Source organism: Shinella curvata, from assembly GCF_022899935.1.
Classification (GTDB): domain Bacteria; phylum Pseudomonadota; class Alphaproteobacteria; order Rhizobiales; family Rhizobiaceae; genus Shinella; species Shinella curvata.
The window spans coordinates 155,136-181,981 of record NZ_JALJCJ010000007.1 but is presented as its reverse complement, the minus strand read 5'-3'; the positions used below and the strand labels follow the sequence as shown (position 1 = coordinate 181,981).

The following is a 26,846-nucleotide window of genomic DNA, read 5'->3' as shown; positions in this document are numbered from 1 at the left end:
CACCCATGATCTTGAGCGGCCGCGGGGTCACCGCGGTGCTCGGCCCGACCAATACGGGCAAGACCCACTACGCAATCGAGCGCATGGTGGCACATGAGACGGGCATTATCGGCCTGCCTCTGCGCCTTCTTGCGCGCGAGGTCTACACGCGGCTCGTCGACAAGGTCGGGCAGCACAATGTGGCGCTCATCACCGGCGAGGAGAAGATCACGCCGCATATGGCGCGCTTCTCGGTCTGCACGGTGGAGGCGATGCCGCGCGAAACGCGCGCCTCCTTCGTCGCCATCGACGAGGTGCAGCTCGCCGGCGATCTCGAACGCGGCCATATCTTCACCGACCGGGTGCTGCACCTGAGGGGCCGCGACGAGACGCTGCTGCTCGGTGCGGGCACGATGAAGCCGATCCTCGAGCAAATGCTGCCCGGTATCCACGTCATCGAGCGCCCGCGTCTCTCGCAGCTGTTCTATGCCGGCTCGAAGAAAATCACCCGCCTGCCGCAGCGTACCGCCATCGTCGCCTTTTCCGCCGACGAGGTCTATGCCATCGCCGAGCTCATCCGCCGCCAGCGCGGCGGGGCCGCGGTGGTGCTTGGGGCGCTCTCGCCGCGGACCCGCAATGCCCAAGTCGCGCTCTACCAGGAGGGCGATGTCGAATATCTCGTCGCCACTGACGCGATCGGCATGGGCCTCAACCTCGACGTCGACCATGTCGCCTTCGCGCAGGACCGCAAATTCGACGGCTATCAGTTCCGCAACCTGAACCCCGCCGAACTTGCCCAGATCGCCGGCCGCGCCGGCCGCCACCTGCGCGACGGCACCTTCGGCGTGACGGGCCGTGTCGATCCCTTCGACGACGAGCTGGTCAGGCGCATCGAGACGCACCAGTTCGATCCGGTGAAGGTGCTGCAATGGCGCACGACCCGCTTCGACTATTCCTCGCTGCAATCGCTGCGCCTGTCGCTCGAAGCCGCCCCGCCGATTGCCGGCCTGACGCGCGCCCTGCCGGCCGTCGACCAGCAGGCGCTCGAACACCTTTCGCGCTATCCCGATGTCCGCGACCTTGCGACGACGCCGGAGCGCGTGCAAAAACTCTGGGAGGCTTGCGCGCTTCCCGATTACCGCCGCATCACGCCCGCCCAGCACGCCGATCTTATTTCGACGCTCTATGCGGATCTCGTAAAGCGTGGCACGGTTAACGAGGATTTTATGGGAGATCAGGTCCGCCGCGCGGATCGTACCGATGGCGAAATCGACACGCTTTCGGCGCGAATCGCGCAGATAAGGACCTGGACCTATGTGTCGAATCGGCCCGGTTGGCTTGCCGATCCGACACACTGGCAGGAAAAGACGCGGGAAATCGAAGACCGATTGTCCGATGCGTTACATGAACGGTTGACGAAACGCTTTGTTGATCGCAGGACATCTGTGCTCATGAAGCGCCTGAGAGAGAATGCAATGTTGGAAGCTGAAATCAGTGTGAATGGCGATGTCTTCGTGGAAGGACATCATGTCGGGCAGTTGGCCGGTTTCCGGTTCACGCTCGTCTCCGGAACGGAAGGTCCCGACGCGAAGGCCGTGCAGGCTGCCGCGCAGAAGGCGCTCGCGCTGGAGTTCGAAGCCCGCGCTGCGCGCCTGCATGCGGCTGGCAACGGCGATCTCGCGCTGGGCTCCGACGGCACCGTGCGCTGGCTCGGCGATCCCGTCGCCCGTCTTGCCGCGTCCGATCACATCATGCGTCCGCGCGTCATCCTGCTCTCCGATGAGCAGCTGACAGGCAATGCGCGCGACCACGTCGCCGCCCGCATCGAGCGTTTCGTGAACCATCACATCGCGACGGTCCTCAAGCCGCTCGACGACCTTTCGCGCGCGGAAGACCTGCAGGGCCTCGCCAAGGGCCTCGCCTTCCAGCTGGTCGAAAATCTCGGCGTGCTGTTCCGCCGTGATGTCGCCGATGACGTCAAGACGCTCGACCAGGATGCCCGCGCCTCCATGCGCAAGCACGGCATCCGCTTCGGCGCCTACCACATCTTCATGCTGGCACTCCTGAAGCCGGCTCCGGCCGAACTCATCACGCTGCTCTGGGCGCTGAAGAATGACGGCCTCGACAAGCCGGGTTATGGCGACCTGATCCCGGTGCTTGCCGCCGGCCGCACCTCCGTCGTCACGGATCCGAGCTTCGAGCGCGCCTTCTACAAGCTCGCCGGCTTCCGGTTCCTCGGCAAACGCGCCGTGCGCATCGATATCCTCGAGCGCCTCGCCGACCTCATCCGTCCGCTTCTTCAGTGGAAGCCGGGCACGACGCGCCCGGACGGCGCCTATGATGGCCGCCGCTTCACCGCGACGACCGCCATGCTCTCCATCCTCGGCGCAACGCCCGACGACATGGAAGAGATCCTCAAGGGTCTCGGCTACCGTGCCGACAGCGTGAAGCCGGAAGAGGCAGCCGCCTTCCTCGCCGCGCAGGCTCCGGCCGCCGCCGCTACGGAAACCCCGGCGGAAGCCGCTGCGGAAACCTCCGACGAACACGATGCCGACGCATCGGACGAAAGCGAAGCCTCGGCCGCACCCGCCGATGCGCCCGCTGCTGAAACCGTGGACGCCCCGGCAGCGGTGGAAGCCGTCGCCGAAGGCGAAGCGGTCGAAGCCAAGCCCGTGCTGCTCTGGCGTCCGGGCTCGCGTCACGACAACCAGCGCCAGGGCGGTCATCGCCACGGCGGCGAGCGTCACCAAGGTGGCGAACGCCAGGGTGAACGTCAGGATCGGGGCGAACGCCGTGGCGGCGACCGCAACCGTGGCCAGCAGGCCGGTGAACGGGGCGAGCGTGGTGAGCGCCGTGATGGCGGCCGTGGTGGCCGTCCGGATCAGGGCAAGGGTGGCCGCGACGGAAAGCCGCAGGGCGGTAACCGCCCGGACCGTGGCGATAATCGCGGTGAGCGCAACGACCGTTCGGCCAAGCCGCAGCAGGCCAAGTTCGAGGCCCGGCCGCCCCGCAAGGAAAAGCCGATCGATCCGGATTCACCCTTCGCAAAGCTCGCAGCGCTCAAGGAGCAGCTGAAGAAGTAAGGCATGACGCGACACGAAGAACAGCCCGCCGCGCGCCAGCGCATCGACAAGTGGCTGTTCTTCGCGCGCCTGCGCAAATCCCGCTCGCTTGCGGCAAAGTCCGTCGAAGCGGGCGATGTAAGGATCAACGATCTTGCCATCCGCCAGCCCTCGCATATGGTGCGGCCGGGCGACGTGATCGTGCTGTCGCTCGACCGTCATGACATGGTGGTGAAGGTGCTGTTGCCGGGTGAACGGCGCGGCCCCTATGAGGAAGCCCGCCTGCTCTATCACGACATGACGCCGCCTCAGCCTCCACGCGAGGAGCGCACTATTTTTGCGCAGGCGACGCGCGAACGTGGCACCGGGCGACCGACAAAACGCGAGCGCCGCGAGATTGATCGGCTGCATGGCGGCCCCGGCGACGACGAGGATTAGAATTCTATACCTCGCGAGGACATAAAGGCGCATCTATTGCGCTTGCCAAGCGCCTGCAAAGCCTTTACCTCCACCACCGGATAGGCCTTGCGCGGGTGAGGTTTTTCGTTCCGGTCGGCCACCCAGGCGACCGTGAGCAACCGCCCGCTTCGTGACGTTTCTGGAGTTCCTCATGACATATGTCGTGACCGACAACTGCATCCGCTGCAAGTACACGGACTGCGTGGAAGTGTGCCCCGTCGACTGTTTCTATGAGGGCGAGAACACGCTCGTCATCCATCCCGACGAATGCATCGATTGCGGTGTCTGCGAGCCGGAATGTCCCGCCGAGGCGATCAAGCCGGACACCGAGCCGGGCCTCGACAAGTGGCTGAAGATCAACACGGAATTCGCGGCGATCTGGCCCAATATCACGGTCAAGCGGGATGCTATGCCCGAGGCCAAGGAAATGGACGGCGTCGAGAACAAGTACGAGCAGTTCTTCTCGCCGAACCCCGGCAAGGGCGACTGAGCTTCGCCACCGGCGACAGCGATCTGGGGAAAAAAGCCTGTCCTCGTCAAAAGGCGATGGGACAGGCTTGATGACCCATGCGAAGCAAATTATTGATTTCGGCACTTTTTTGTGGTAGGGTCCGGATACTGATCCAAATCGCGGCATTTTGCGTGCCCGAACACCACCACGAAAGCAAACGATCCCTCAACGTCGCTCACCTCCCATAGGCAACTTCGGTTGCTCAAATGTGAACGCGTCGCCGGGGACCTTTTTTGCGCATGGAGGGTGGACCAGAGTGGTGACACCGCAACGGTGCCCCCCGTCTTTCCCGGGTCCTCGGACCCACCCGGCCCCCGCCGGGAGCGTAACAGGGAGTATTTGAACAGAATGACGACCCAGCAGAAGAAATCCTCCACGCGCCATGGCTTCAAGACCGGCGAGTCGATCGTCTATCCCGCTCACGGCGTTGGCCAGATCGTCGCCATCGAAGAGCAGGAAGTCGCGGGCATGAAGCTCGAGCTTTTTGTCATCGATTTCGAAAAGGACAAGATGCGCCTCAAGGTGCCGGTTGCCAAAGCCGTTTCCATCGGCATGCGCAAACTGTCGGAGACCGATTTCGTTGAGCGTGCGCTGAAGGTTGTCCAGGGCAAGGCCCGCGTGAAGCGCACCATGTGGTCGCGCCGCGCGCAGGAATACGATGCCAAGATCAATTCCGGCGACCTGATCTCGATCGCCGAAGTGGTCCGTGACCTTTACCGCGCTGAAAACCAGCCGGAGCAGTCCTATTCCGAGCGCCAGCTCTATGAAGCCGCCCTCGACCGCATGGCCCGTGAAATCGCCGCTGTGAACAAGATGTCGGAAACCGAAGCTGTCCGCCTCGTCGAGACGAACCTTGCAAAGGGTCCGAAGCGCGGCAAGGCCATCGAAGAAGACGATAGCCAGGACGAGGCGGCCTGATCTAGGGCGGCGTCCAAACTTTTAAAGCCCGGCTGGCAACAGCCGGGTTTTTTATTGGAACTTTTTTGCATCTTCCCCGTTGTGGTGCCGAGAACGACCGCTTCCGAGAGGGGGGCGGCACCTTGGTGCCGCCACGAATTTTGCCCGAAATCCGTTTTTGGGCATTTGCCATCCTTCCTGAAACGTCTTCTCTCAAGGGCGACAGGGCGGGCGTGCGCCTCCCTGAGCCGGTTCGGCTTACGTGGAGAGACGCCATGGCTACGACGACCGCAGACCGCCGCATGATCAAGCTTGCCATGTCCGCGCCCTATCTGGAGCGCGACGAGGAACAGGCCCTGGCCCTGGCCTGGAAAGACAACAAGGATCAGGAAGCCCGCAACCGCATCGCCATGGCCCATATGCGCCTGGTCGTCTCGATGGCGGGCAAGTTCCGCAACTTCGGCCTTCCTCTCGGCGACCTCGTGCAGGAAGGCTATATCGGCCTCTTGGAAGCCGCCGCCCGCTTCGAGCCGGAGCGGCAGGTCCGCTTCTCGACCTATGCCAGCTGGTGGATCCGCGCCTCCATTCAGGATTACGTGCTGCGCAACTGGTCGATCGTTCGCGGCGGCACGAGTTCGGCGCAAAAAGCCCTCTTCTTCAATCTCCGCAGGCTTCGTGCCCGCCTCGCCCGCGGCGATAGCTATCTCACCAGCGAGGCGATGCATCAGGAGATCGCCGCCGCGATCGGCGTCAGCACCGCCGATGTGCGCACCATGGACGCGCGCCTCTCTTCGTCGGACATCTCCCTGCAAGCCCCTGTTTCCGCCGGTGACGGCGAGGGGTCGAGCCGCATGGAATTCCTGACCAGCGACGCACCGCTGCCCGACGAGCAGGCGCAGGACAGCATCGACGGCGAACGCCGCCACCACTGGCTGCACGCCGCTCTCGGGCAACTCAACGAACGCGAAATGAAGATCATTCGCGCCCGCCGGCTTGCCGAGAACGGCGCGACGCTGGAGGAGCTGGGCACCGTGCTCGGAATTTCCAAGGAGCGCGTGCGCCAGATCGAAAACCGCGCGCTGGAAAAGCTGAAGGCCGTGCTGGTCAGCAAGACGACTGATTTCGCCTACGCCTGAGGCATTTTACGGCGGCGAATGGATCCTCGGGTCAAGCCCGAGGATGACGTGGGAGAGGTTACTGCCCAAAGCGCCGCTTCCATTGTCTGTATCGTTAGAGAGGTAGGAGCCGTCTCCTACCCTCCGTCATCCTCGGGCTTGACCCGAGGATCCACGCGGCACGACACACCCTAACGGACGTTCCTCACTCGCTGATGATCTTGAATTTTTCGCCCGGACGAACCGTACTCGTCGCCGTCATCGCATTGATGAGGCGGAAGAGATCGAGCTTGCGGTCGGTGCCCATCATGCGGCCAGCCAGCGAGGCGACCGTATCGCCGGCGCGGGCCGTCACGACGCGGACGCGCAACGGCTTCAGCGAGGTGACTTCGGCCGGCGTCAGTTTGCGGAATGAGCTCTTGAGGATCGCAGCCGTCGGTTCCAGCGCCTTGGAGCCAGCCGGCACGGCCGTCAGGAAGCGGTAGATCTGCTTGTCGATGCGCACGACCGTGACGTCGAATTCCCAGCGGTCGGCAGCCGCCCTGGCTGTCGCTGCCTCAAGGCCGTTGAGCGAAATCGGGCGGATCGTCTCCGGCTTCAGGCCGGTCACCCAGCCGCTAGAAATGTAATTGACGAGGTCCTGCCCGCGGCTGTCGGCCACGCCGTCGAAGCGGATGGCGACATCGCCCGGACCGGTCGCCAGAACCGCGTCGGCCTTGTTGTCGATCTGGAAACCGTTGGGCACGTCGAAGCGGATGCCGAGCTTGCCGTGCATGAAGGTCTGGCCGCGGACATAGCCTTCCTCCGGCGCATCGCCGTAGAGCAGGCCGTCGATTCCAGCGAGATAATAGTCGCGGCCACGATCGCCGATCGTGCCTTCCGCCCCGAAGGCGCGGGCATGCAGACGGGCCAGCTCCACGCGCTGCGGCGCGTTCGGGTGGCTAGACAGGAAGTCGAGGCTCTGGTCGTTGTCGGGATCAACAGCCGTGAAGCGGGCATAGGCCGCCATGGAATCGAGGAAGCGCGCGGCCGCATAGGGATCGTAGCCGGCTTCGCCCAGCATGCGCACGCCGATCACGTCGGCCTGGAGTTCCTGGTTGCGCGAGAAGGCGGCGAGCCGCAATTTTCCGCGCGCCAGCGCCTGCTTGCCGGCAATGTTGCTGGAGAGCACTTCGGCCACCACGCGGCTGGCGATGACCTCGGCCTCTTCCTTCTTCTGCCGCTCGATGCCGTGATTGGCCGTCACGTGCGCCATTTCGTGCGACAGCACGGCCGCGACTTCCGAGGCATCATTGGCGAGTGCCAGCAGGCCGCGCGTCACATAGAGATAGCCGCCCGGCAGCGCGAAGGCGTTGATCGCGGGCGAATTCAGGATGGTGATGCGGTAGGACTGGTTCGGGTTTTCCGAAACGAGCGTCAGCGCCCCGGTGATGCGCGCGACGAGCTTCTCCGTCTTGGCATCCTTGTATTCGCCGCCATAGCTCGCGACGATGCGGGGATGCTCGCGGGCCCCCATCTGGGCGCGCGGATCGTTCTTCTGCACCTCGTCGACGATCTGCGGATTGGAGGACGGCGAGATCGTCGGCTCGTAAGTCTGCTCGATGATCGACTGGCAGCCGGCCAGCAGCGTGCCGGCAAGCATCAGCGCCGCGATGGGTCTCAAAACCCCGCGCCCGGATACCGTTGCAGCTGCCTGCGTTACCTTCGCCATCTCTCTTGCCCACGCCCCTTGATGGGTTCACGCCCGCCTTGCAGCCCTAAGGTGCAGCGCAGGTGCAAAAATTCGCGTCTTCATAGGGATGAGATAGACGCACCACACCCGGCCGGCAACTCCCTGGTCGACAAACGGTTCCCTTGTGGCTCCGGTGACACAGGTGGGCGTCCAAATTGTGGCGCAACATCCCGTCGAAAGACAACTCTTCCGGCTAAATGGTGGTGTGGCCGAGGAATTTTGCAACTGCCGGCGGCTCGCGCCGGGACAGGAAGTCGCGTGCCGGTTCGTCCAGCAGGATCACGCCCGCTTCCAGGAACATCACCTGCTCGGCGAGCCGGCGGATATCGTCAGGCTGGTGGGTGATGAACAGCATGGTGCTCTTCGTCTCCGCGCGTAGCTCCGACAGCAGACGCGCCATATCCGCCCGCATGGCGGGATCGAGCGCGGCGAAGGGTTCGTCGAGCAACAGGATCGGCCGGCGGCGCACCAGCGCGCGGGCCAGCGCCACGCGCTGCCGCTCGCCGCCGGAGAGCGAGCCGGGCAGGCGCCGCTCGTAGCCGCCGAGCCCGACGCGCGAAAGCGCTGCAAACACGCTTTGACGCTGGGCAACATCGAGCTTCAGCCCCGGATGGATGCCGAGCGCCACATTGTCGGCGATGGTGAGATGGGCGAAGAGATTGTTGTCCTGGAAGATGATCGAGACCGGCCGCTCGGCCGGATCGCGCCCGGCCATGTCCTCGCCGAGCAGCGTGACGCTGCCCGACGTCGGTTTCTGGAAACCGGCGATGACGTTAAACAGCGTCGATTTGCCCGCGCCCGAGGGACCTGCCACCGCGCCGGCCGCACCTGCCGGAATGGCGCAATCGAAGGCGAGCCGCTTCTCGTCGAAACGCACGGTCACGTCAGTCAGGCGAATGGCGGCATCAGGCATCGGCGGACGGGCTTTCGGTTGGGCGCTCGGCGGCTGTGGAGGGCAGCGTCAGCAAAAGACATATCACGCCGAGAATAAGCGCGATGCCCGCCGCATCCGCCGTGCGGTAGCTCGCCATGCGCGAGAACAGCAGCCAGGGCAGCGTCGCAAAGCCTTCCGCGCCGAAAATCGCGACGGCGCTCAAATCGCCGAGCGACAGAGCCATGGCGAAGGCGAAGGCGGTGAGGAACGGTTTTTTCAGCGCCGGCCAGTCGATCCATCGCAGGCGATGCATACCGGTGACGCCGAGGCTGAGCGCAAGCCGGGCGGTGCGTGTCAGGTGCGTGCTGTAGGCCGGCTCCAGCACGCGCACCACGAAGGGCAGCGCCATCAGCGCATTGACGACGGTGATGATGACGGGCGCGAAACGCCCGGTCTCGCCGAAGGTGCGCAGCATCAGGAACCAGCCGGTCGCCACCACGACCGGCGGCACCAGCAGGATCAGCGACCCCGTCGCCGGCAGCGCCCGCGCCATCAGCCGCGTGGCAAGCCCCGCATTGCCCATCTCCGCCAGGCGCGGCACCAGCACGATGGGCAGCGCGATGGCGAGGCTGAGGCAGCCGGAGGCGAAGGAGATGGCAAGGCTCGTGGCAAGTGCGCGATGCAGCAGCGGATCGAGCGTCAGCCGGCCGAAATCGGCCGAAAGGCCGGAGACGAGCGTCGCGGCAAGCGGTGCGGCGGTAAAAAGCGTGAAGACGAGCAGAATGAGGCCGTCGGACAGGCGACGCCGCCGGCCGTCGAAGCGCCGGATATCCCGCCCCGCCGTCATGCCCTCTTCCGGCGGGCGGGCGAACAGCGAGAGCAGCCAGATCAGCACGCCCGTGACGGCGATCTGCAGGCCTGACAGCAGCACGGCGCGCTGCGGATCGAAATCGAAGCGCAGCGCCTGGTAGATCGCCACCTCGATGGTGGTCGCCGCCGGCCCGCCGCCGAGCGTCAGCACCACGGTGAAGCTTGCTGCGCAGAGCATGAAGATCAGGCCGGCAATACCCGGCAATACGCGCCTTATCACCGGCCACTCGATAAGCCGGAAGGTCGCGCCGCTGCCCATGCCGAGATTGGCCGAGGTCAGCCAATATTCCGGCGGAATGCGGTCGAGGGCCGCCAGCAGGAATCGCGCGGCAAGCGGCATGTTGAAGAAGACATGGGCGATCAGGATGCCGGCAAGACCATAGACGCTGACCGGGCTTTCCAGCCCGCCGAGCCGCAGGAGATCGTTGACGACGCCCTGCCGGCCCCAGATCTCGATGATGCCCAGCGCCGCCACCAGCGCCGGCAGGCCGAGCGGCACGACGGAGAGCCTGAGGATCCACACACGGCCCGGAAAGGTCCGCTGGCGGGCCAAGGCGCGAGCGACGGGAATGGCGAGCACGACCGACAGGAGCGTCGAGAGCGTAGCCTGCATCAGCGTGAACTGCGCGACCCGCCAGGTATAGGCATCGAAGAGCGGGGCGCCGCTGCCGCCCGCATGGGCAAGCAGCACCGCCGTCGCAGCGCCCGCGAAGACCAGCACGAAGCCGAGGGCAAGCCCCCCGGCGACACGCAATGTCCGTCGTTCCGCGCGGGCGAACATGTCAGGCCTTCCTTACTTGGCGCTCATCACGGCCAGCCATTCGTCGATCCAGGCCTTGCGGTTGGCGGCGACCTCGTCCGACGGCACCAGGAAGGTCTTTTCCGGCTTCACCAGCGTATCGAAGGCGGCGGGCAGCGGGTCCTTCGTCTTGGCGGCCGGCATCATCCAGTTGGTTTCCGGAATGATCGACTGGAAATCCGGGCCGGTCATGAAGGTCAGGAACTGGCGGGCAAGATCCTTGTCGTCAGAGGTGCGCGTCAGGCCGGCAACCTCGATCTGCACATAGTGGCCCTCGGAGAAGGCGGCCGCCTTGTAGCGCTCGGTCTTTTCCGCAATCACGTGATAGGCCGGCGACGTCGTGTAGGAGAGCACCATCGGCGCCTCGCCCTTGGTGAACAGGCCGTAGGCCTCAGACCAGCCGGGCGTGACCGTCAGCACGCGGTTCTTCAGCTTGCCCCAGGCCTCGCCGGCCTTGTCGCCATAAACGGATTTCACCCAGAGCAGCAGGCCGAGGCCCGGCGTAGAGGTGCGCGGGTCCTCGATGACGATCTTCTGCGCGGGATCACCCTCGACCAGTTCCTTCAGGCTCGTCGGCGGGGTCTTTACCGTCTCGGTGTCGTAGACGACGGCGAAGTGGCCGTAGTCATAGGGCAGGAACGTATCGTCGGAAAAACCGCCCGGTACGGTCAGGCCTTCCGGCGAAAGACCGTGCGCCTCGAAAAGGCCGGTCGCCTTCGCCTCGGTGATCAGGTTGGTGTCGAGCCCGAGCACGATATCGGCCTTGGTGCCTTCACCCTCAAGCTTCAGCCGCGTCAGAAGCTCTACGCCGTCGGCAACACCGACCCACTCGACCTTGCAGCCGCAGGTCTTCTCGAATTCTTCCTTGACCTTCGGACCGGGGCCCCAGTCGGACACGAAGCTTTCATAGGTATAGACGGTCAGCGTCTTTTCCTGCGCGAAGGCGGGCAAAGCGAAGGAAACGGCGAGCGCCGTGATGGAGGAAAGAACGGTCTTGCGCATCAGCGCCTCCTTGTTTCGTCAAAAACGGGAATAGGGCGCTGGATTGTGCCGTCTAATCCCTCCGCCGGTACAAACCGGATCAGGTTCTTCGGGTTGGCGGCAAGGCCTCTCAGCCCGCAAATCTGCGGGCACCCCGTTAGAGCGAAAAAAGGCATAATCCCGGAAACGTCGCGGCGCAAGGGGTGGAGGGTGTGCAGGCGGGCGGATTGCCCTGTTCCATCGGAAACAGCGGCATGCGCAGGGATATGAGATCTTCAGATCACCGGATGAGAGAGGCTCATCCCCCACCACAGATCAGGAGAGACCCCATGCGCAAGTTCATCGTTTCCGCCACCGTTGCCCTCGTCGCCGCCGTCTCCTTCGCGGCCCCCTCGCAGGCCGGCTATTACAGCTACGACTACCAGCCCACCTGCTTCATCAAGAAGATCAAGTCCTACGACTACTACGGCAACATCGTCATCAAACGCATTAAGGTCTGCCGCTAAGCGACCCTGCCACTGACCTCCTCTAAGGCCCGGATGTTCCCCTGCATCCAGGTCTTTTGCTTGCAAAAAACGCTATCGCCTTATCCGCGTCGACAGGATGATCGACGACAGCGTGCGTTCCACGCCGTCGATGGCGCCGATACGGTCGATCAGGTGGTCGAGCTCGGCGATGGAGGCTGCCTCGACGACGGCGATGAGGTCGAAGCTGCCGCTCACCGAGTGCAGCGTGCGCACGGCTGAGATGGCGTGCAGCTCCGTGGTGATGCGCGCCAGCGTCTTCGGCGCGATGGTGATGAGGACATGGGCCTTCACCATGCCGCTTTCATAAGCGTCGGAAAGCTTGACGCCGTAACCGGCGATCACCCCGTCCCGTTCCAACCGGTCGATCTTCGCCTGCACGGTGGTGCGGGAAAGCCCCAGCTTGCGGGCGATGGTCGCGGTCTGCTCGCGGGCGTTCTCGCTGAGGATGGCGAGGAGTTCGCGATCCTTGGGGCCTAGCGTCGAAATGCTCATTTTTACCGTCATTCTGCCGATATCGATGATTGATTATGCCAGATATGGCGCTTTAAATCGACAGTCTTCCCTCTCAAAATAAGCGCATCAATTCATGCCGGAGGGAAATCACATGAAGGACATCGTCGTCATCGGCGCAGGCAAGATCGGTTCGACCATCGCACGCATGCTGGCTCATAGCGGGGATTACCGCGTCACCGTCGCGGACCGTTCCGAGGATCAGCTTGCCGGCATCGAAAGCCACGCTGCCGTCACCACCGCAGTCGTCGATATCGCCGATGCCGCCGCCATGAAGGCCCTTCTGACCGGCAAGTTCGCCGTTCTCTCGGCCGCGCCCTACCACCTGACGGTCGCGATTGCCGAAGCGGCCGCCGCCGCCGGTGTGCACTATCTCGACCTTACGGAAGACGTCGAATCCACCCGCCAGGTCAAGCGCATCGCCGAAAAGGCCAAGACGGCGTTCATTCCGCAGTGCGGCCTAGCCCCGGGCTTCATCTCCATCGTCGCCAACGACCTTGCCAGCCGCTTCGACACGCTCGACAGCGTGCGCATGCGCGTCGGCGCCCTGCCGCAGTACCCCTCCAACGCTCTGAACTATAACCTGACCTGGAGCACGGACGGCGTCATCAACGAATATATCGAGCCCTGCGAAGCCATCGTCGAAGGCGCGCTGATCGAGGTTCCGGCGCTGGAAGAGCGTGAGGAATTCTCGCTTGACGGCGTCACCTACGAGGCTTTCAACACTTCGGGCGGCCTTGGCACGCTCTGCGAGACGCTGAAAGGCAAGGTTCGCACGCTGAACTACCGCACGATCCGCTACCCCGGCCACGCCGCCATCATGAAGGCGCTCCTGAACGACCTCGGCCTGCGTCATCGCCGCGAAGTCCTCAAGGACATCTTCGAAAACGCCTTGCCGACCACCACGCAGGACGTCGTCATCATCTTTGTGACCGTTTCGGGCCGCAAGAACGGCCGACTGATCCAGGAAACCTACGCCAACAAGGTCTACAGCGCCCCGGTCGCCGGCGCCCTGCATTCCGCCATCCAGATCACCACCGCAGGCTCGATCTGCGCCGTGCTCGACATGCTGGCCGATGGCTCGCTGCGCGCCGAAGGTTTCGTCCGCCAGGAAGAAATCGCCCTCGACGCCTTCCTCGCGAACCGCTTCGGTCACTACTACGCCCAGGAAAACCGCGGCGCCCACGCCGCCTGATCCTTTAAAGACCTTCGACGCCCCGGCTGAAAAGACCGGGGCGTTTTCGCATCTGTGGCCCAAGGCTGCGGGGAAGCAGAGAACGCCAGAAGGCGCGGACACATAAAAATGGGGCCTCTTTCGAGGCCCCTTTTCTTTTGCCGGATTGTCTTTTGCGGGGCTCAGGCGAGCTTGGCACAGGCGTCAGCGATGCGCTTCAGCGCTTCCGTCAGTTCCGCTTCCGACGTGGCGTAGGAGATGCGGAAATAGGGGGAGAGGCCGAAGGCGGAGCCGGGTACGACGGCGACGTTGGCGTCTTCGAGGAGGTAATCCGTGAAGTCGCTGTCGGCTTCGATGCGCTTGCCCTTGGGCGTCGTCTTGCCGATCACGCCGGCGCAACCGGAGAAGGTGTAGAAGGCACCTTCCGGGGTGCGGCAGGCAAGGCCGGGGATGGCGTTCAAGGCCGAGACGACGAGATCGCGGCGGTGCTTGAAGCTCGCCTGGCGGTCCTTCAAAAACGCCTGAGGACCGTTCAGCGCTTCGACCGAAGCGGCCTGGCTGACGGAGGACGGGCAGGAGGTCGCCTGGCTCTGGATCACGGCCATGGCCTTGATCAGCGCCTTGGGGCCGCCGGCATAGCCGATACGCCAGCCGGTCATGGCATAGGCCTTCGAGACGCCGTTGATTGTCAGCGCGCGGCTTTTCAGGCGCGGCTCGATGGCGACGGGGGTCACGAACTTGAAGCCGTCATAGACGATGTGCTCGTACATGTCGTCGACCATCAGCCAGACATGCGGGTGCTTCAGCAGCACGTCGAGCAGCGGACGGTAGTCGGCCTCGCTGTAGGCGGCACCCGACGGGTTCGACGGCGAGTTGAACAGTACCCAGCGCGTCTTCGGCGTGATCGCCTTTTCCAGCTGCTCGGCCTTCAGGCGGAAGCCGGCCTCGGCATCGCAGGGGATCAGCACCGGCACGCCGCCGCAGATCTCCACGATGTCGGAATAGGAGGTCCAGTAGGGCGTCGGGATGATGACCTCGTCGCCCGGATTGACCGTCGCCATAAAGGCGTTGAACAGGATCTGCTTGGCGCCCGTCGCGACGGTGACTTCGTCGACGGCATAGTCGACGTTGTTTTCGCGCCGAAACTTCTCGGAAATCGCTTTCTTCAGCTCCGGGGTGCCGTCGAGGGCGGTGTATTTCGTGTCGCCACGGTCGATGGCAGCCTTGGCGGCGGCCTTGACGTTGTCGGGCGTATCGAAATCAGGCTCGCCGGCGCCGAGGATGATGACCGGCAGGCCTTCCTTCTTCATGACAGAGGCGCGCGCGCCGATCTGCAGGATTTTTGAGACGCCGATGGCGGCGATGCGCGAGGCGGGCTGAAAGCCCGCCTCCTCTATCTTGGTCTGGTTATTCATAGCGGTTTACTCGATATCGCCCTTATTCGATGTCAAACGAGACGCCCTGGGCGAGCGGCAGGGCCTTCGAGTAGTTCACCGTGTTGGTGGCGCGGCGCATATAGGCCTTCCAGGCGTCGGAGCCGGATTCGCGGCCGCCGCCGGTTTCCTTTTCGCCGCCGAACGCGCCGCCGATTTCAGCGCCGGACGTGCCGATGTTGACATTGGCGATACCGCAGTCCGAACCGTCGGCCGACAGGAAGCGCTCGGCTTCCTGAACGTTGAGCGTGAAGATCGACGAGGAGAGACCGGCCGAAACGGCGTTGTGGTCGTCCAGAACGGCTTCGAAGTCGGAATACTTCATGACGTAGAGGATCGGCGCGAAGGTCTCTTCGAGAACCGGGCCGGCCTGCTTCGGCATTTCGACGATCGCCGGCTTGACGTAATAGGCCGTATCCTTGCCGGCATCGGCAACGCGGTCACCACCGGTGACGGAACCGCCTTCGGCCTTGGCTGCGGCCAGAGCCTTCTGCATGCCGTCGAAGGCCTGCTTATCGACGAGCGGGCCGACGAGGGCCGAGGTTTCCAGCGGGTTGCCGACGGAAACGCTGGTATAGGCCTTCTTCAGGCGCGGCACGAGCTGGTCGTAGACGCTGTCATGCACGAAGAGGCGGCGCAGCGTCGTGCAGCGCTGGCCGGCGGTGCCCATGGCGCCGAAGGCAATGGCGCGCAGCGCCATGTCGAGATCGGCCGAGGGGCAGACGATGCCGGCATTGTTGCCGCCGAGCTCGAGGATCGAGCGGGCGAAACGCTTGGCCAGACGCGGGCCGACTTCCTTGCCCATGCGGGTGGAGCCGGTGGCCGAGACGAGTGCGACTTTGTGGTTGTCGACGAGGGCTTCGCCGATGGTGCGGTCACCGATGAGGACCTGGCTGAGGTTTGCCGGAGCGTCGCCGAAGCGGGCGAGCGCGCGATCGAGGATCGCCTGGCAGGCGAGGCCGGTCAGCGGGGTCTTTTCAGAGGGCTTCCAGACGATGGAGTTGCCGGCGACGAGCGCGAGCGCTGCGTTCCACGACCAGACGGCGACCGGGAAGTTGAAGGCGGAGATGATGCCGACGACGCCGAGCGGATGCCAGGTTTCCATCATGCGGTGGCCGGGACGCTCGGTGGCGATGGTGAGGCCGTAGAGCTGGCGGGAGAGACCGACGGCGAAATCGCAGATGTCGATCATTTCCTGCACTTCGCCGAGGCCTTCGGACGTGATCTTGCCGGCTTCAATGGACACGAGACGGCCGAGATCGGCCTTGGAAGCACGCAGCTCTTCGCCGAGCAGGCGTACGAGTTCGCCGCGCTTGGGAGCCGGCACGAGGCGCCAGGCCTTGAAGGCTTCATGGGCGGCATCGATGGCCTTGTCGGTCTCGGCACCCGAAACGGTCTTCAGCTTGCCGATCTCTTCGCCGCTGACCGGGCTGAAGGAGGCCATGTCGCCACCCTGCCACAGGGCGCGGGCAACGCCGAGCTTGTCGAGAAGGGCCTCGGTTTCCTTTTTCACGTCGACTTTCGTCATGGGGTATCTCCCTGATGTTTATTAGAAGGTGATAGTGCCGAGCGGACCCGGCGAGGTGATGGTTTTCAGCCCGGCCGCCAGCTCGCGGATTTTTTCCGGGGTGTATTGGTCGTAGAAGGCCTGGTTCTTGCGGCCGATGGCGTGTTCCGCGCTGAAGCTGCCGCCGAAGTTTTCGACCGCGACGGTGAAGACCCATTCGCGCAGGTCCGCCTCGAAATCGGGATCGGCCAGGCGCGGATCGTCCTTGGCGACGACGAGATTGAAGTGCACGCCGCCATCGCCGATATGGCCGAAATCGCAGATCGTCACGTCTTCGAAGTGGTCAGGCATGTCCGCCTTCATATGGGCGAGGAAGGGCATGATGTCACCCCGGCGGAAGGACAGATCGAAGGCGATCAATCGCCCGCTATGTTTCACGCCCTCGGAGAGTGCATGGCGCAGCGCCCAGATCTCGTGCGGCGGGCCGACGAAGGCGTCGGCGAGCGGCGCATCCTCGCGTTCCCAGATGGCGGCCAGAACCTCTTCCAGCACCGCATCGAGCGGCTGCTCGCCCTCACGCGGCGGGGTCGAGCGGGAGATTTCGGCGAGGATGACGAAATCGGGCACGATGCCGCCCTGGAAGGGATTGCGCAGCGAGGGAACGTGGTCGAGCGCGGCGCTGATGGCATTGCCGGACATGCCCTCGAAGGCCGAGAGATAGCTGCCGAGCGCATCTTCCATGGCAACCAGCAGCGTCGCGACCTCAGCGGGCGAGGAGGGGACGAGCAGTGCGGTCGCCGACTGTTTCGGCGCGGGCTCGAGATTCAGCACGCACTCGGTGACGATGCCGAAGGCGCCCGACGTGCCGATGAACAGCTGCTTCCAGTCGACGCCGGTATTGTTCTTGCGCAAATCCGAGGACAGGTCGAGCACGGTGCCGGTCTCGTCGGCAAGGACGACCGTAAGACCCAGCGTGTTGCGGCGCACGTCGCCGTAGCGCAGGAAGCGTGAGCCACCGGTGTTCGTCGCGATCATGCCGCCGAGGCGCGGGTCGGCGCCGAGGTCGATCGGGAAGAACAGGCCGGTGTCCTCGAGTTTGCCGTTGAGGTCGGAGAGGCGAACGCCTGCGCCGGCCTTGATGGTGCGGTTGACGCGGTCGAGCGCGAAGGGGGCGGTCAGGCGGTCGAGGCTCAGAATGCCCTGGCTGCCGCTGTCATCGGGCGTCGAGCCGGAGACGAGGCCGGTATTACCGGATTGGGGAATGAGCGCGATGCCGTTCTTCACGCAGTAGGCGACGACAGTAGAGGCCTCGGCGGTCGTTGCCGGACGCGCGACGAAGGCGGCGCGGCCCTTGTCGTAGCGCGCGCCGATCTCGTAGGCGGCCAGATCGGTAGGCTCGGTGAGAAGACCCTTCTCGCCGAGCAGGCTTTTCAAGACCTCGATGTGGCTTGCCTCGATCATGCTTTCGTCCGTCACTCCGCGGCGGCCGCCATGTTGACGATGCCGAGGCACATTTCAAGCGAGGCGCGCTGGATGCCGGCATAATGGGCGAATTCATCCAGAACCGTCGCGCCCAGATCGCGCTCGAACATCACCTGGTTGGGGCTGGCGACGAAATCCTGCGTCGCGTCGTCACCGAGGTTCGACTGGAAGATACCCGCGGCGCTGACCGGCAGGAAGTCTTCATAGACGATCGGGTCGAACTGGATGAGGCCGGCTTCGATGGCGGTTTCCAGATCGGCGTTGCGGCCGGTGACGGACTGGCCCTTTTCCGTCAGCGAATAACGGAAATAGCCGAGGCCGGCCTGGCGAATACCGTTCCACGTATCGGGGAAGGTCTTGAAGACATCGGCAAGTGCAGCCTCGTATTCGGCGGCATTGGAGCCGTCGGCGGCCGGGCGTACACGGGCGCGGGTGTCGTTCAGGAGCTTGTCGTAGAGCGCGCGGCCCTTCGGCGTCACGGCCACGCCGCGCTGTTCGATTTCGCCGAAGCGGGCAGTGTGCGAACCCTTCTGCCAGCTGCCGTCGCTGCCTACGAAGGACACGGCCTCTTCCAGCGCCTTGAACGAGGTCTGGCGCAGCAGGATCGGGCAGTTGCGGGTCGGCGGCCCCTCGACGATGGCCTTGGGCGCGATGCCTTCTTCCGGCATGCGGGCCTGCACCTTGTCGATATCGAGCGTGCGCGGCGTCAGGTGGTTGATGTGCGGGCCCTTGAAGGAGACGACGTCGGCGATCAGGCGATGCGCATCGTGCAGGCGCTTGTACATGTCCGTGCTGACGATGGCATGGTCGTGCCAGCGGAAGGTTTCGAGCACTTCGGTCACGAAACGGGCGGCATCGGCGACATCGAGGCCGCCGTCACGCTCGGCCTTCTCGACCAGCCGGACGGCTTCATCGGTGAAAATCTTGCGGGCGGCCAGCACTTCCGCTGCCTCTTCACGCAGCGCTTCGTCGGCGATCAGGTCGAGACGCAGCAGCGAGGTGAAAACGCGGAAGGGGTTGTGGCTGAGGCTTGCGGCGCCGACCGGACGGAAGGCGGTCGAATGAACTGGAACGCCGGCCGTCGAGAGATCGTAATAGCCGACCGGAAACATGCCCATGACGGCGAAGGCGCGACGCATCATGGAGAGTTCTTCGGGCGTGCCGAGGCGGATGGCGCCGTGGCGCTCTTCCGAGATGCGATCGAGAGAATCGGTGGCTTCGAGGCGCGTCTTCAGGTGCGGGTCGGCGGCGAGCGTCTCGTCGTTGACCTTGGCGACCAGCGCCATCAGCGTGCCATAGGCCGGAACCTCGTCGCGATACATGGCGGACATGGCGGCGGAGAAATCCGAGCGGATCTTGTCGGCGGAAACGTACGAATTTGCTTTCATGGGAAGCGGTCTCATCTTACAAGGGTGGGAGGGCCCTGTTCATTCTCAAAACGGATCATACTGGATCGTTTCCCCAAGCGATTGCGACCGTTCTGACTATGTTGATGCGAGGAAAGAATGAAGCTCAGTCGAAGGCTGATCCCTGACGTCACCACGCTGCAAGCGTTCGAATGCGCCGCGCGCCACGGCTCCTTCACGCAGGCCGCGCATGAGCTGAACCTCACGCAGAGCGCTGTCAGCCGCCAGATAAAAGACCTTGAGGAGCAGCTCGGCGTGCTGCTCTTCGAGCGCGTGCGCCAGCGCGTGGTGCTCTCAGACGACGGCCGGCGTTTTCTGCCGGAGGTGCGCAAGTTGCTGCACCAAACGGAAGAGACCATGCTGCGGGCCATGGCGTCCGCCTCCTCCGAGCACAGCCTCGCCATCGCGACGCTGCCGACCTTCGGCAGCCGCTGGCTGACGCCGCGCATTCCCGGCTTCCTCGCGGAAAACCCCGGCACGATCATCAACATCGCCTCGCGTTCCGCGCCGTTCGATTTCGACGAAGAGAATTTCGATCTCGCGATCCACTATGGCCAGCCCGTCTGGGCGCGCGCGGCCTGCTCCTATCTCTGCAGCGAGATCATCCTGCCGGCGGCCAGCCCGGACCTACTGAAATCCTGGAATCTGACCGACCCCAAGGATCTGGAAAAAGCGCCGTTGCTCCATCTCGCGACGCGCCCGAAATTGTGGGCGCAGTGGTTCGAGCTGAACGGTGCTTCGGCGGATACGGCCTATCGCGGCCATCGCTTCGACCAGTTCTCCATGGTTATCGAATCGGCGGTTGCCGGCCTCGGTTTCGCACTCTTGCCGCAGTATCTCATCGAGCAGGAGCTTGAGAGTGGCCGTCTTGCGCTGGTCTTCGACCGGCCGATGGAGACGGAGAACAGCTATTATCTCGTCGTGCCCGAGGGCAAGCTGGAAAACCCGCTCAGCCAGGCGTTCCGCGCCTGGATTGCCAAGCAGGTTCCGGCGTAGGGTCGAGCGCCCGATCATGCGGACGGGGCATGACCCCGTTCTGATTTTTTGCTTTAGTCGGCGGGCCGCATGGCCGATTGTGCGGCGACTTTCCTCCTATTCCGAAAAGACAGACCACCATGCTCAACGACCCGCGCTCCCATGGCCTCTGGGAGATGACCGCTCCGCCTGCCCCTGAAACGGTCGCCTTTTCGGGCAAGGCCGAGGCGGATGTCGTCATCGTCGGCGGCGGCTACACCGGTTTTTCGACGGCGCTGCATCTCGCCGAGCGCGGCACGCGCGTCATCCTGCTGGAGGGCGCCGAAATCGGCTATGGCGGCTCAGGCCGCAATGTCGGTCTCGTCAATGCGGGCATGTGGGTGATGCCGGACGAGCTGCCGGGCGTTCTGGGAGACCTGCATGGCAGCCGCCTGCTCGAACTGCTCGGCAATGCGCCCCGCGCCGTGTTCGACCTTGTCGCGAAACACGCCATCGATTGTGAGATCAACCCGGTCGGCACCCTGCATTGCGCCGTCGGCCAGTCCGGTCTCGACGAGCTGAAGCAGCGCGCCGAACAGTGGGCGCGCCGTGGTGCGCCGGTGCGTTTGCTCGATGCGGCGGAAACCGCGGTCAAGGTCGGTACGGATGCCTATGCCGGTTCGCTTCTCGACATGCGCGCCGGCACGATCCAGCCGCTCGCCTATGCGCGCGGCCTTGCCCGCGCGGCGATTGCGGCGGGTGCACAGGTCTTCACGGCAAGCCCGGTGACGGGTGCGGAGCGCAACGGCAAACGCTGGACGGTCAACACCGCCCGCGGTTCCGTGACGGCCAACTGGGTGGTGGTCGCGACCAATGCCTATACGGTGGCGCCGTGGAACGAGGTGCGCGCCGAGCTCGTGCACTTGCCCTATTTCAACTTCGCCACGGTGCCGCTTTCGCCGGAGCTTCAGGCGAAGATCCTGCCCGAGAAGCAGGGCGCCTGGGATACCAAGGAAGTGCTGACGTCTTTCCGCTTCGACAAGCGTGGCCGTCTCGTGTTCGGCAGCGTCGGCGCCTTGCGCGGCACCGGCACCGGCATCCACAAGGCCTGGGCACGTCGCGCGCTGAAGAAGCTTTTCCCCGCCATCGGCGATGTCGCCTTCGAGGCGGAATGGTACGGCAAGATCGGTATGACCACCGACAACCTGCCGCGCTTCCATCGCCTCGCCGAAAACGTCATCGGCTTTTCCGGCTACAACGGCCGCGGCATTGCGCCGGGCACCGTCTTCGGCCGCACGCTGGCCGAACTGATTTCCGGCGCAATCGCCGAAAAGGACCTGCCGCTGCCGGTCACCGACCCAGAGGCCCAGTCCTTCCGCTCGGCGCGCGAAGGCTATTACGAACTCGGCGCCCAGATCGCCCATTTCGCGGGCGCGCGGCTTTAAAAAAGCAAAATGCTCCAAACGAAAACGCCCGGCATCGCTGCCGGGCGTTTTCGTTTGCTGGAGGCAAATGGCTCAGTGCTTGGCCGGCAGGCGCGGCAGGAAGATCGTGAGGATGCCGAGCAGCGGCATGTACGAGCAGACCTGGAAGACGAAGTCGATGCCGTGGCTGTCGGCAACGCCGCCAAGCAAAGCGGCACCCAGGCCACCGGCGCCGAAGGCGAAGCCGAAGAAGATGCCGGCGATCATGCCGACGCGGCCCGGTACCAGTTCCTGCGCGAAGACGACGATGTTGGAAAAGGCCGAGGAGAAGATCAGGCCGATCATCACCGTCATCACGCCTGTCCAGAACAGGTTGGCATAGGGCAGCATTAGCGCGAAGGGAATGACGCCGAGGATCGAGAACCAGATGACGAAGCGCGTGCCGAAGCGGTCGCCGATGGGGCCGCCGAGGAAGACGCCGACCGCCGAGGCACCGAGGAAGAGGAACAGCATCAGCTGCGCCTGCTGCACGTCGAGGCCGAAGCGCTCGATGGTGTAGAAGGTGAAATAGCTCGAAATGCTGGCGAGATAGGCGTTCTTGGTGGTGGTCAGCAGCACGAGCACGGCCAGCGCCCAGGCGACTTTTCCACGCGGCAGGGGAAGCGTGCGGCTGGCAGCGGGGCGACCGGCCGAAGAGCGGCGCTCGCCGGCATACCAGTTGCCGACCCAGGTCAGGATGACCATGCCGACGAGAGCGACCGCCGAGAACCACGCGACGCTCGTCTGGCCGAAGGGCAGCACGATGAAGGCGGCGAGCAGCGGCCCGAGCGCCGAGCCGGCATTGCCGCCGACCTGGAACAGCGACTGCGCAAGGCCATGGCGGCCGCCCGAGGCAAGGCGCGCGACGCGCGAGGATTCCGGATGGAAGATCGCTGAACCCAGGCCGATCAGGCAGGCACCGAAGACCAGAACCGGGAAGGAATGCGCGTAAGCCAGCATGATGAGGCCGACAAAGGTGCTGCCCATGCCGACGGGCAGCGAGAAGGGCATTGGCCAACGGTCCGTGACGAGGCCGACAGCCGGCTGCAGCAGCGATGCCGTGACCTGGAAGGCCATGGTCAAGAGGCCGATCTGGACGAAATCGAGCGCGTAGTTTTCCTTGAGCAGCGGATAGAGCGACGTCAGCAGCGACTGCATGATGTCGTTCAGCATGTGGCAGGCGCTGACCGCGACGATGATGGAATAGGTGGTGGTGGCGGCGCGGGACGGCGCGGCCGGGACGACTGTCGACATGGGGAGCCTCGAAATGTTCGCCGCAAGCGGCGCGATTTGTCGTTTCCATACAAGGGTTGCGGGCGGCCTGCTTTTGTGCTGAGGTCCATTTCTTACGCAAGTGGGCCAAAGATGGAAAAATTGACGCCGGCGCGCCTGAAAGCGCTCGATGATGACCACCTCCGCAATCTTTCGCGTATGGAACAGTCGAACGAGGACGTGCTGGTCCACAGTTCGGATATTCCGGGCGGGTATACGGTGCCGCCGCATCGCCATCGCCGCACGCAATTTCTTTGCGTTTTCGCCGGCGTGGTGCTGGTGGAAACCAATCGCGGGCGTTGGATGATCCCGCCCGGCCATGCGCTGCTCATCCCGCGCGGCCTGGAACATTCCGTCGACATGGTGAGCGATGTCAGCATGCGATCGGTCTACATCTATTCGCCGGAAGGGCGTGCGGCGTCGCTGGAGCCGACGGTTCTTGAGGTGACGGATCTGGCGCGCCAGTTGATCGCGGAGGCTCTGAAGAAGGGCGATGATAACGGACGGACGGATCTGGCGCGCCAGTTGATCGCGGAGGCTCTGAAGAAGGGCGATGATAACGGACGGACGGAGCTGGTCATGGCGCTGTTGCTCGACGAGATCGGGCGTCTGGAGGAGCGCCGGCTGGGGCTGCCGTTTCCGGCCAGCGGGCGGCTGGCCGGCCTTTGCCGCGATTTCGTCGAAACGCCGTCGCCGGCTGCGAAGATCGATGATTGGGCAAAGCGCCTCAACATGAGCCGGCGAACGTTTACGCGGTTTTTCCGCGAGGAGATGGGCATCAGCTTCGTCACCTGGCGTCAGCAGGCCTGTCTTTTCGCCTGCCTGCCGCGGCTTGCCGCCGGTGAACCGGTGACGCGCGTGGCGCTCGACGCCGGCTATGAGAGCGTGCCGGCCTTCACCACCATGTTCAAGCGCATGCTCGGCACCTCGCCGCGCGCCTACCTCACCAGCCGCAAAGCGGCGTGAGGCGTCTCAAACAGACCGGCAAAGGACGCGATCCGGGGACTGTTTTCCTGTCGCATTTGAGATTAGGAAGAGATGCGGGACCCACACCGGGCCGCAAACCGGGAGCGCGAGCCGCACGGGAGACGGATTTTGAGAAAGATACTGGTCATCGGGATTGGCGCGGGCAATCCCGAGCACATGACCGTTCAGGCGATCAACGCACTGAACCGGGCGGATGTGCTGCTGATCCCCACCAAGGGTGCTGAGAAGGCCTTTCTCGCCGACGCGCGTCGCGATATCTGCGATCGTTTCCTCAGCAATGACGCCTGCCGTATCCTCGATTATGCCGTGCCGGTGCGCCGCGCCGACGGGTCCTACGAGGACGGCGTTCACGACTGGCACCACGCCATCGCCGCGATCTACGAGCGCACGCTCGCAAACGAGGTGGGTGAGGATCAGACGCTGGGTCTGCTCGTCTGGGGTGATCCGATGCTCTATGACAGCACGCTGCGCATCGTCGAGCATGTGCGCGCCGCCGGGCGCGTGGCCTTCGAGATGGAGGTCATTCCCGGCATCACCAGCGTGCAGGCGCTCTGCGCCGGCCATGGTATTGCGCTCAACCGCATCGGCCTTCCCGTCGAGATCACGACAGGCCGTCGGCTGTCCGAGGGCTGGCCGGAGGGCGCGCGCGATGCGCTCGTCATGCTTGATGGCGTGCAGGCGTTCCGCACCGTGGAGGATCCGGAAGCGGAGATCTGGTGGGGCGCCTATCTCGGCACGCCGCACGAAATCCTGCTCTCCGGCCGTCTTTCCGAAATGGCCGAAACCATTGCCGAGACCCGCCGCACGGCGCGTGAGGAACACGGCTGGATCATGGACACCTACCTGATCCGCCGCCCTGCGTCCGAAAGCGAAGAGGGCGCGGCATGACGACGGCGCTCGCCTGCGATCCCGGTACGTTTCGGCGCGGCGCCTGCCCGTCGCTTGCCGCGCCCATGCGGACCGGCGACGGTTTTCTGGTGCGCCTGCGCCCGGTCGCGGCGGCCCTGACGGCGAATGATCTTCTCGCAATTGCCAGCCTTGCCCGCGAAACCGGCAATGGCCTCATCGAAATCACGGCACGCGGCAATATCCAGCTGCGCGGTCTTACGCTGGAGATGGTGCCGCGTCTTGCCGAGGGGCTCGCGGCCGCCGGCATCCTGCCGCAGACGGGCGTCGCCATCGAAACGCCTGTGCTGTCAGGCATCGATCCCTCCGAGATCACCGACGCCACGCCGGTTGCCGATGCCTTGCGCAACGCTATCGCTGCCGCCGCGCTGACGCTTGCGCCAAAACTCGCTATCGTCGTCGATGGCGGCGGCGTGCTGTCGCTTGCCGATATGGTCGCCGATATCAGGCTCGATGCTGTCGAGGTCGGTGGGGCGGTGGCCTGGCGCCTGTCTGTAGGCGGCGACCGGGAAACGGCGCAGCCTATCGCTTTGCTATCGTCCGAAACGGTGGTTGAAGGCGCGATGACCGTCGTGGCGGCGCTGGCTGCGGCCGGTGCGGGCACACGCGGACGCGATCTCGATGTCGCAGCGCTGGTCGCGTGCTTCAACGCGCCGGCATTGCCCATTGCGGCCACCATTCCGCCCCATCTGATCGGCGTCCACGTCATCGGCGGCCAGTTCGTTCTCGGTGTCTCACCGGCCTATGGTCAGGTGCATGCTGATCGTCTTGCTGCCCTCGTGCACAGCCTCTCGGCCTGCGGTGCCACGGAATTTCGTCTTGCACCACACCGCACGCTGCTGGTGCGCGGCCTGTCCGAGCCTGCGCTTGCCGCCGCGCAGGATGCGGCGCAGCGCGAAGGTTTCTGGTGCACGGACAAGGCGCCCGGCCGCTCCGTTTCGATCTGTGCCGGCGCTGCCGGTTGCGCCTCCGCCAGCTTCGATACCCACGCCGCCGCCGATGCTCTTGTCGCGCATGCAGCCGAATTGCTTGACGGCTCCGCCGATGTGCATGTTTCCGGTTGCCCCAAGGGCTGCGCCCATCCGGCCCGCGCCGCCGTCACGCTGTGCGGCACGGCCGAGGGCGTTGGCCTTGTCCTCAACGGCAAGGCGTCCGACCCGGCGCTGTCCACCATTCCCGCCGACGGCCTCGTGCCGGCGATCCAGCGTCTCGGCAACCTCTCGCGCAATCGCCGTGGCGACCACGAAACGGCGAAAAGCCTGATCGACCGCACCGCGCCCGCCCTTTTTGTTTCCGCATATCAAGGCCAACAATGACCGATTACGACTACATCAAGGATGGCACGGCCATCTATGAAAAATCCTTCGCGATCATCCGCGCCGAGGCCGACCTTGCGCGCTTTTCCGAAGAAGAGGCGGATGTCGCCGTGCGCATGATCCATGCTGCCGGTCTCGTCGAGGCCGCGCCGCATTTCGTCTTCTCGCCGGATTTCGTCGCCTCGGCCCGCAGCGCCCTTCAGGCCGGCGCACCGATCTTCTGCGATGCCGAAATGGTGTCGCGCGGCGTCACCGCCGCCCGCCTGCCGGCCAACAACGATGTCATCTGCACGCTGCGCGATCCGCGCACGCCCGACATCGCCAGGGAGATCGACAACACGCGCTCGGCGGCCGCCATCCGTCTGTGGCTCGAGCGCATGGCTGGCTCCGTCGTCGCCATCGGCAATGCGCCGACTGCGCTGTTCTACCTGCTCGAACTCCTGCGCGACGGCGCGCCGAAACCGGCGGCGATCCTCGGCATGCCCGTCGGTTTCGTCGGCGCGGCGGAATCCAAGGATGCGCTGGCGGACAATTCCTACGGCGTGCCCTTCGCCATCGTGCGTGGCCGCCTCGGCGGCAGCGCCATGACGGCCGCCGCCCTCAATTCGCTCGCACGGCCGGGAGTATGAC

Annotated in this window: 23 protein-coding genes and 1 riboswitch; of the genes, 13 read left to right on the top strand and 10 right to left on the bottom strand. The window is 64.6% G+C overall.

The window, feature by feature from the left end; translation table 11 throughout:
• Window positions 1-5: 5 nt before the first annotated feature.
• From MUU55_RS23955 to MUU55_RS23935, 5 genes are all read left to right on the top strand, one after another.
• Window positions 6-3,062, top strand: a complete 3,057-nt coding sequence (locus tag MUU55_RS23955) for a helicase-related protein (protein ID WP_244763301.1) — start codon at window positions 6-8, stop codon at window positions 3,060-3,062.
• A 3-nt stretch (window positions 3,063-3,065) separates the two neighbouring features.
• Window positions 3,066-3,479 (top strand): RNA-binding S4 domain-containing protein, encoded by a 414-nt coding sequence (locus MUU55_RS23950; protein WP_244763300.1) that lies wholly within the window; start codon window positions 3,066-3,068, stop codon window positions 3,477-3,479.
• Window positions 3,480-3,651: 172 nt separating this feature from the next.
• Complete coding sequence (fdxA, locus tag MUU55_RS23945; RefSeq protein ID WP_244763299.1) at window positions 3,652-3,990, top strand: ferredoxin FdxA; 339 nt, start codon at window positions 3,652-3,654, stop codon at window positions 3,988-3,990.
• A 369-nt stretch (window positions 3,991-4,359) separates the two neighbouring features.
• The gene (locus MUU55_RS23940; protein ID WP_117371285.1) at window positions 4,360-4,929 is read left to right on the top strand and encodes a CarD family transcriptional regulator; all 570 of its coding nucleotides are present in this window, start codon (window positions 4,360-4,362) and stop codon (window positions 4,927-4,929) included.
• Window positions 4,930-5,183: 254 nt separating this feature from the next.
• Window positions 5,184-6,044, top strand: coding sequence for an RNA polymerase factor sigma-32 (locus MUU55_RS23935; RefSeq protein ID WP_244763298.1), 861 nt, complete (start codon window positions 5,184-5,186; stop codon window positions 6,042-6,044).
• A gap of 184 nt (window positions 6,045-6,228) precedes the next feature.
• Here the strand turns inward: MUU55_RS23935 and MUU55_RS23930 are convergent, their stop codons facing one another.
• The 4 genes from MUU55_RS23930 to thiB form a co-directional block, all read right to left on the bottom strand.
• Window positions 6,229-7,665, bottom strand: a complete 1,437-nt coding sequence (locus tag MUU55_RS23930; protein WP_244763495.1) for a M48 family metalloprotease — start codon at window positions 7,663-7,665, stop codon at window positions 6,229-6,231.
• Window positions 7,666-7,948: 283 nt separating this feature from the next.
• Window positions 7,949-8,668 (bottom strand): thiamine ABC transporter ATP-binding protein, encoded by a 720-nt coding sequence (gene thiQ / locus MUU55_RS23925; protein ID WP_244763297.1) that lies wholly within the window; start codon window positions 8,666-8,668, stop codon window positions 7,949-7,951.
• The gene (gene thiP / locus MUU55_RS23920; protein WP_244763296.1) at window positions 8,661-10,280 is read right to left on the bottom strand and encodes a thiamine/thiamine pyrophosphate ABC transporter permease; all 1,620 of its coding nucleotides are present in this window, start codon (window positions 10,278-10,280) and stop codon (window positions 8,661-8,663) included. The genes thiQ and thiP overlap by 8 nt, the downstream gene beginning before the upstream one ends.
• A gap of 12 nt (window positions 10,281-10,292) precedes the next feature.
• On the bottom strand, window positions 10,293-11,300 hold the full coding sequence (gene thiB, locus MUU55_RS23915; RefSeq protein WP_244763295.1) for a thiamine ABC transporter substrate binding subunit: 1,008 nt from the start codon (window positions 11,298-11,300) through the stop codon (window positions 10,293-10,295).
• A gap of 39 nt (window positions 11,301-11,339) precedes the next feature.
• Window positions 11,340-11,446, bottom strand: a riboswitch (TPP riboswitch).
• Between the two features lie 162 nt (window positions 11,447-11,608).
• Between thiB and MUU55_RS23910 the strand changes: the two genes are divergently transcribed.
• Window positions 11,609-11,785, top strand: a complete 177-nt coding sequence (locus MUU55_RS23910; protein ID WP_244761384.1) for a hypothetical protein — start codon at window positions 11,609-11,611, stop codon at window positions 11,783-11,785.
• 72 nt (window positions 11,786-11,857) lie between these two features.
• Here MUU55_RS23910 and MUU55_RS23905 read toward each other — a convergent pair whose 3' ends face one another.
• Window positions 11,858-12,298, bottom strand: a complete 441-nt coding sequence (locus MUU55_RS23905; RefSeq protein WP_244763294.1) for an Lrp/AsnC family transcriptional regulator — start codon at window positions 12,296-12,298, stop codon at window positions 11,858-11,860.
• Window positions 12,299-12,410: 112 nt separating this feature from the next.
• Between MUU55_RS23905 and MUU55_RS23900 the strand changes: the two genes are divergently transcribed.
• A complete protein-coding gene (locus MUU55_RS23900; RefSeq protein WP_244763293.1) occupies window positions 12,411-13,511 on the top strand; it encodes a saccharopine dehydrogenase family protein in 1,101 nt (366 codons plus the stop codon).
• 161 nt (window positions 13,512-13,672) lie between these two features.
• Here MUU55_RS23900 and MUU55_RS23895 read toward each other — a convergent pair whose 3' ends face one another.
• Genes MUU55_RS23895 through hglS form a run of 4 tightly spaced genes read right to left on the bottom strand, consistent with a single transcriptional unit; the run spans window position 13,673 to window position 19,300 of the window.
• Entirely contained in the window at window positions 13,673-14,905 is a 1,233-nt protein-coding gene (locus tag MUU55_RS23895) for a pyridoxal phosphate-dependent aminotransferase (protein ID WP_244763292.1), read from the bottom strand.
• Between the two features lie 22 nt (window positions 14,906-14,927).
• Window positions 14,928-16,451 carry an L-piperidine-6-carboxylate dehydrogenase gene (amaB, locus tag MUU55_RS23890; RefSeq protein WP_244763291.1) on the bottom strand — a complete coding sequence of 508 codons (1,524 nt, stop codon included), beginning with the start codon at window positions 16,449-16,451 and terminating at the stop codon, window positions 14,928-14,930.
• 21 nt (window positions 16,452-16,472) lie between these two features.
• Window positions 16,473-17,891, bottom strand: a complete 1,419-nt coding sequence (locus MUU55_RS23885) for an FAD-binding oxidoreductase (RefSeq protein ID WP_244763290.1) — start codon at window positions 17,889-17,891, stop codon at window positions 16,473-16,475.
• A gap of 11 nt (window positions 17,892-17,902) precedes the next feature.
• Window positions 17,903-19,300, bottom strand: a complete 1,398-nt coding sequence (gene hglS / locus MUU55_RS23880) for a 2-oxoadipate dioxygenase/decarboxylase HglS (protein WP_244763289.1) — start codon at window positions 19,298-19,300, stop codon at window positions 17,903-17,905.
• A 117-nt stretch (window positions 19,301-19,417) separates the two neighbouring features.
• On the opposite strand from hglS, the gene MUU55_RS23875 reads away from it, so the two are divergent.
• Both MUU55_RS23875 and MUU55_RS23870 read left to right on the top strand, forming a co-directional pair.
• Window positions 19,418-20,314, top strand: a complete 897-nt coding sequence (locus MUU55_RS23875; RefSeq protein WP_244763288.1) for a LysR family transcriptional regulator — start codon at window positions 19,418-19,420, stop codon at window positions 20,312-20,314.
• A gap of 119 nt (window positions 20,315-20,433) precedes the next feature.
• Window positions 20,434-21,717, top strand: a complete 1,284-nt coding sequence (locus tag MUU55_RS23870) for an NAD(P)/FAD-dependent oxidoreductase (RefSeq protein ID WP_244763287.1) — start codon at window positions 20,434-20,436, stop codon at window positions 21,715-21,717.
• 72 nt (window positions 21,718-21,789) lie between these two features.
• Here the strand turns inward: MUU55_RS23870 and MUU55_RS23865 are convergent, their stop codons facing one another.
• On the bottom strand, window positions 21,790-22,989 hold the full coding sequence (locus tag MUU55_RS23865) for an MFS transporter (protein ID WP_244763286.1): 1,200 nt from the start codon (window positions 22,987-22,989) through the stop codon (window positions 21,790-21,792).
• Between the two features lie 111 nt (window positions 22,990-23,100).
• Between MUU55_RS23865 and MUU55_RS23860 the strand changes: the two genes are divergently transcribed.
• The 4 genes from MUU55_RS23860 to MUU55_RS23845 all read left to right on the top strand — a co-directional run bounded on the left by MUU55_RS23860 (window position 23,101) and on the right by MUU55_RS23845 (window position 26,845).
• Complete coding sequence (locus tag MUU55_RS23860; RefSeq protein WP_244763285.1) at window positions 23,101-23,973, top strand: AraC family transcriptional regulator; 873 nt, start codon at window positions 23,101-23,103, stop codon at window positions 23,971-23,973.
• A 129-nt stretch (window positions 23,974-24,102) separates the two neighbouring features.
• Entirely contained in the window at window positions 24,103-24,882 is a 780-nt protein-coding gene (cobF, locus tag MUU55_RS23855) for a precorrin-6A synthase (deacetylating) (protein ID WP_244763284.1), read from the top strand.
• Complete coding sequence (gene cobG / locus MUU55_RS23850; protein WP_244763283.1) at window positions 24,879-26,216, top strand: precorrin-3B synthase; 1,338 nt, start codon at window positions 24,879-24,881, stop codon at window positions 26,214-26,216. Before cobF ends, cobG begins: the two co-directional genes overlap by 4 nt.
• Complete coding sequence (locus MUU55_RS23845; protein ID WP_244763282.1) at window positions 26,213-26,845, top strand: precorrin-8X methylmutase; 633 nt, start codon at window positions 26,213-26,215, stop codon at window positions 26,843-26,845. The genes cobG and MUU55_RS23845 overlap by 4 nt, the downstream gene beginning before the upstream one ends.
• The last annotated feature ends 1 nt before the right edge of the window (window position 26,846 follow it).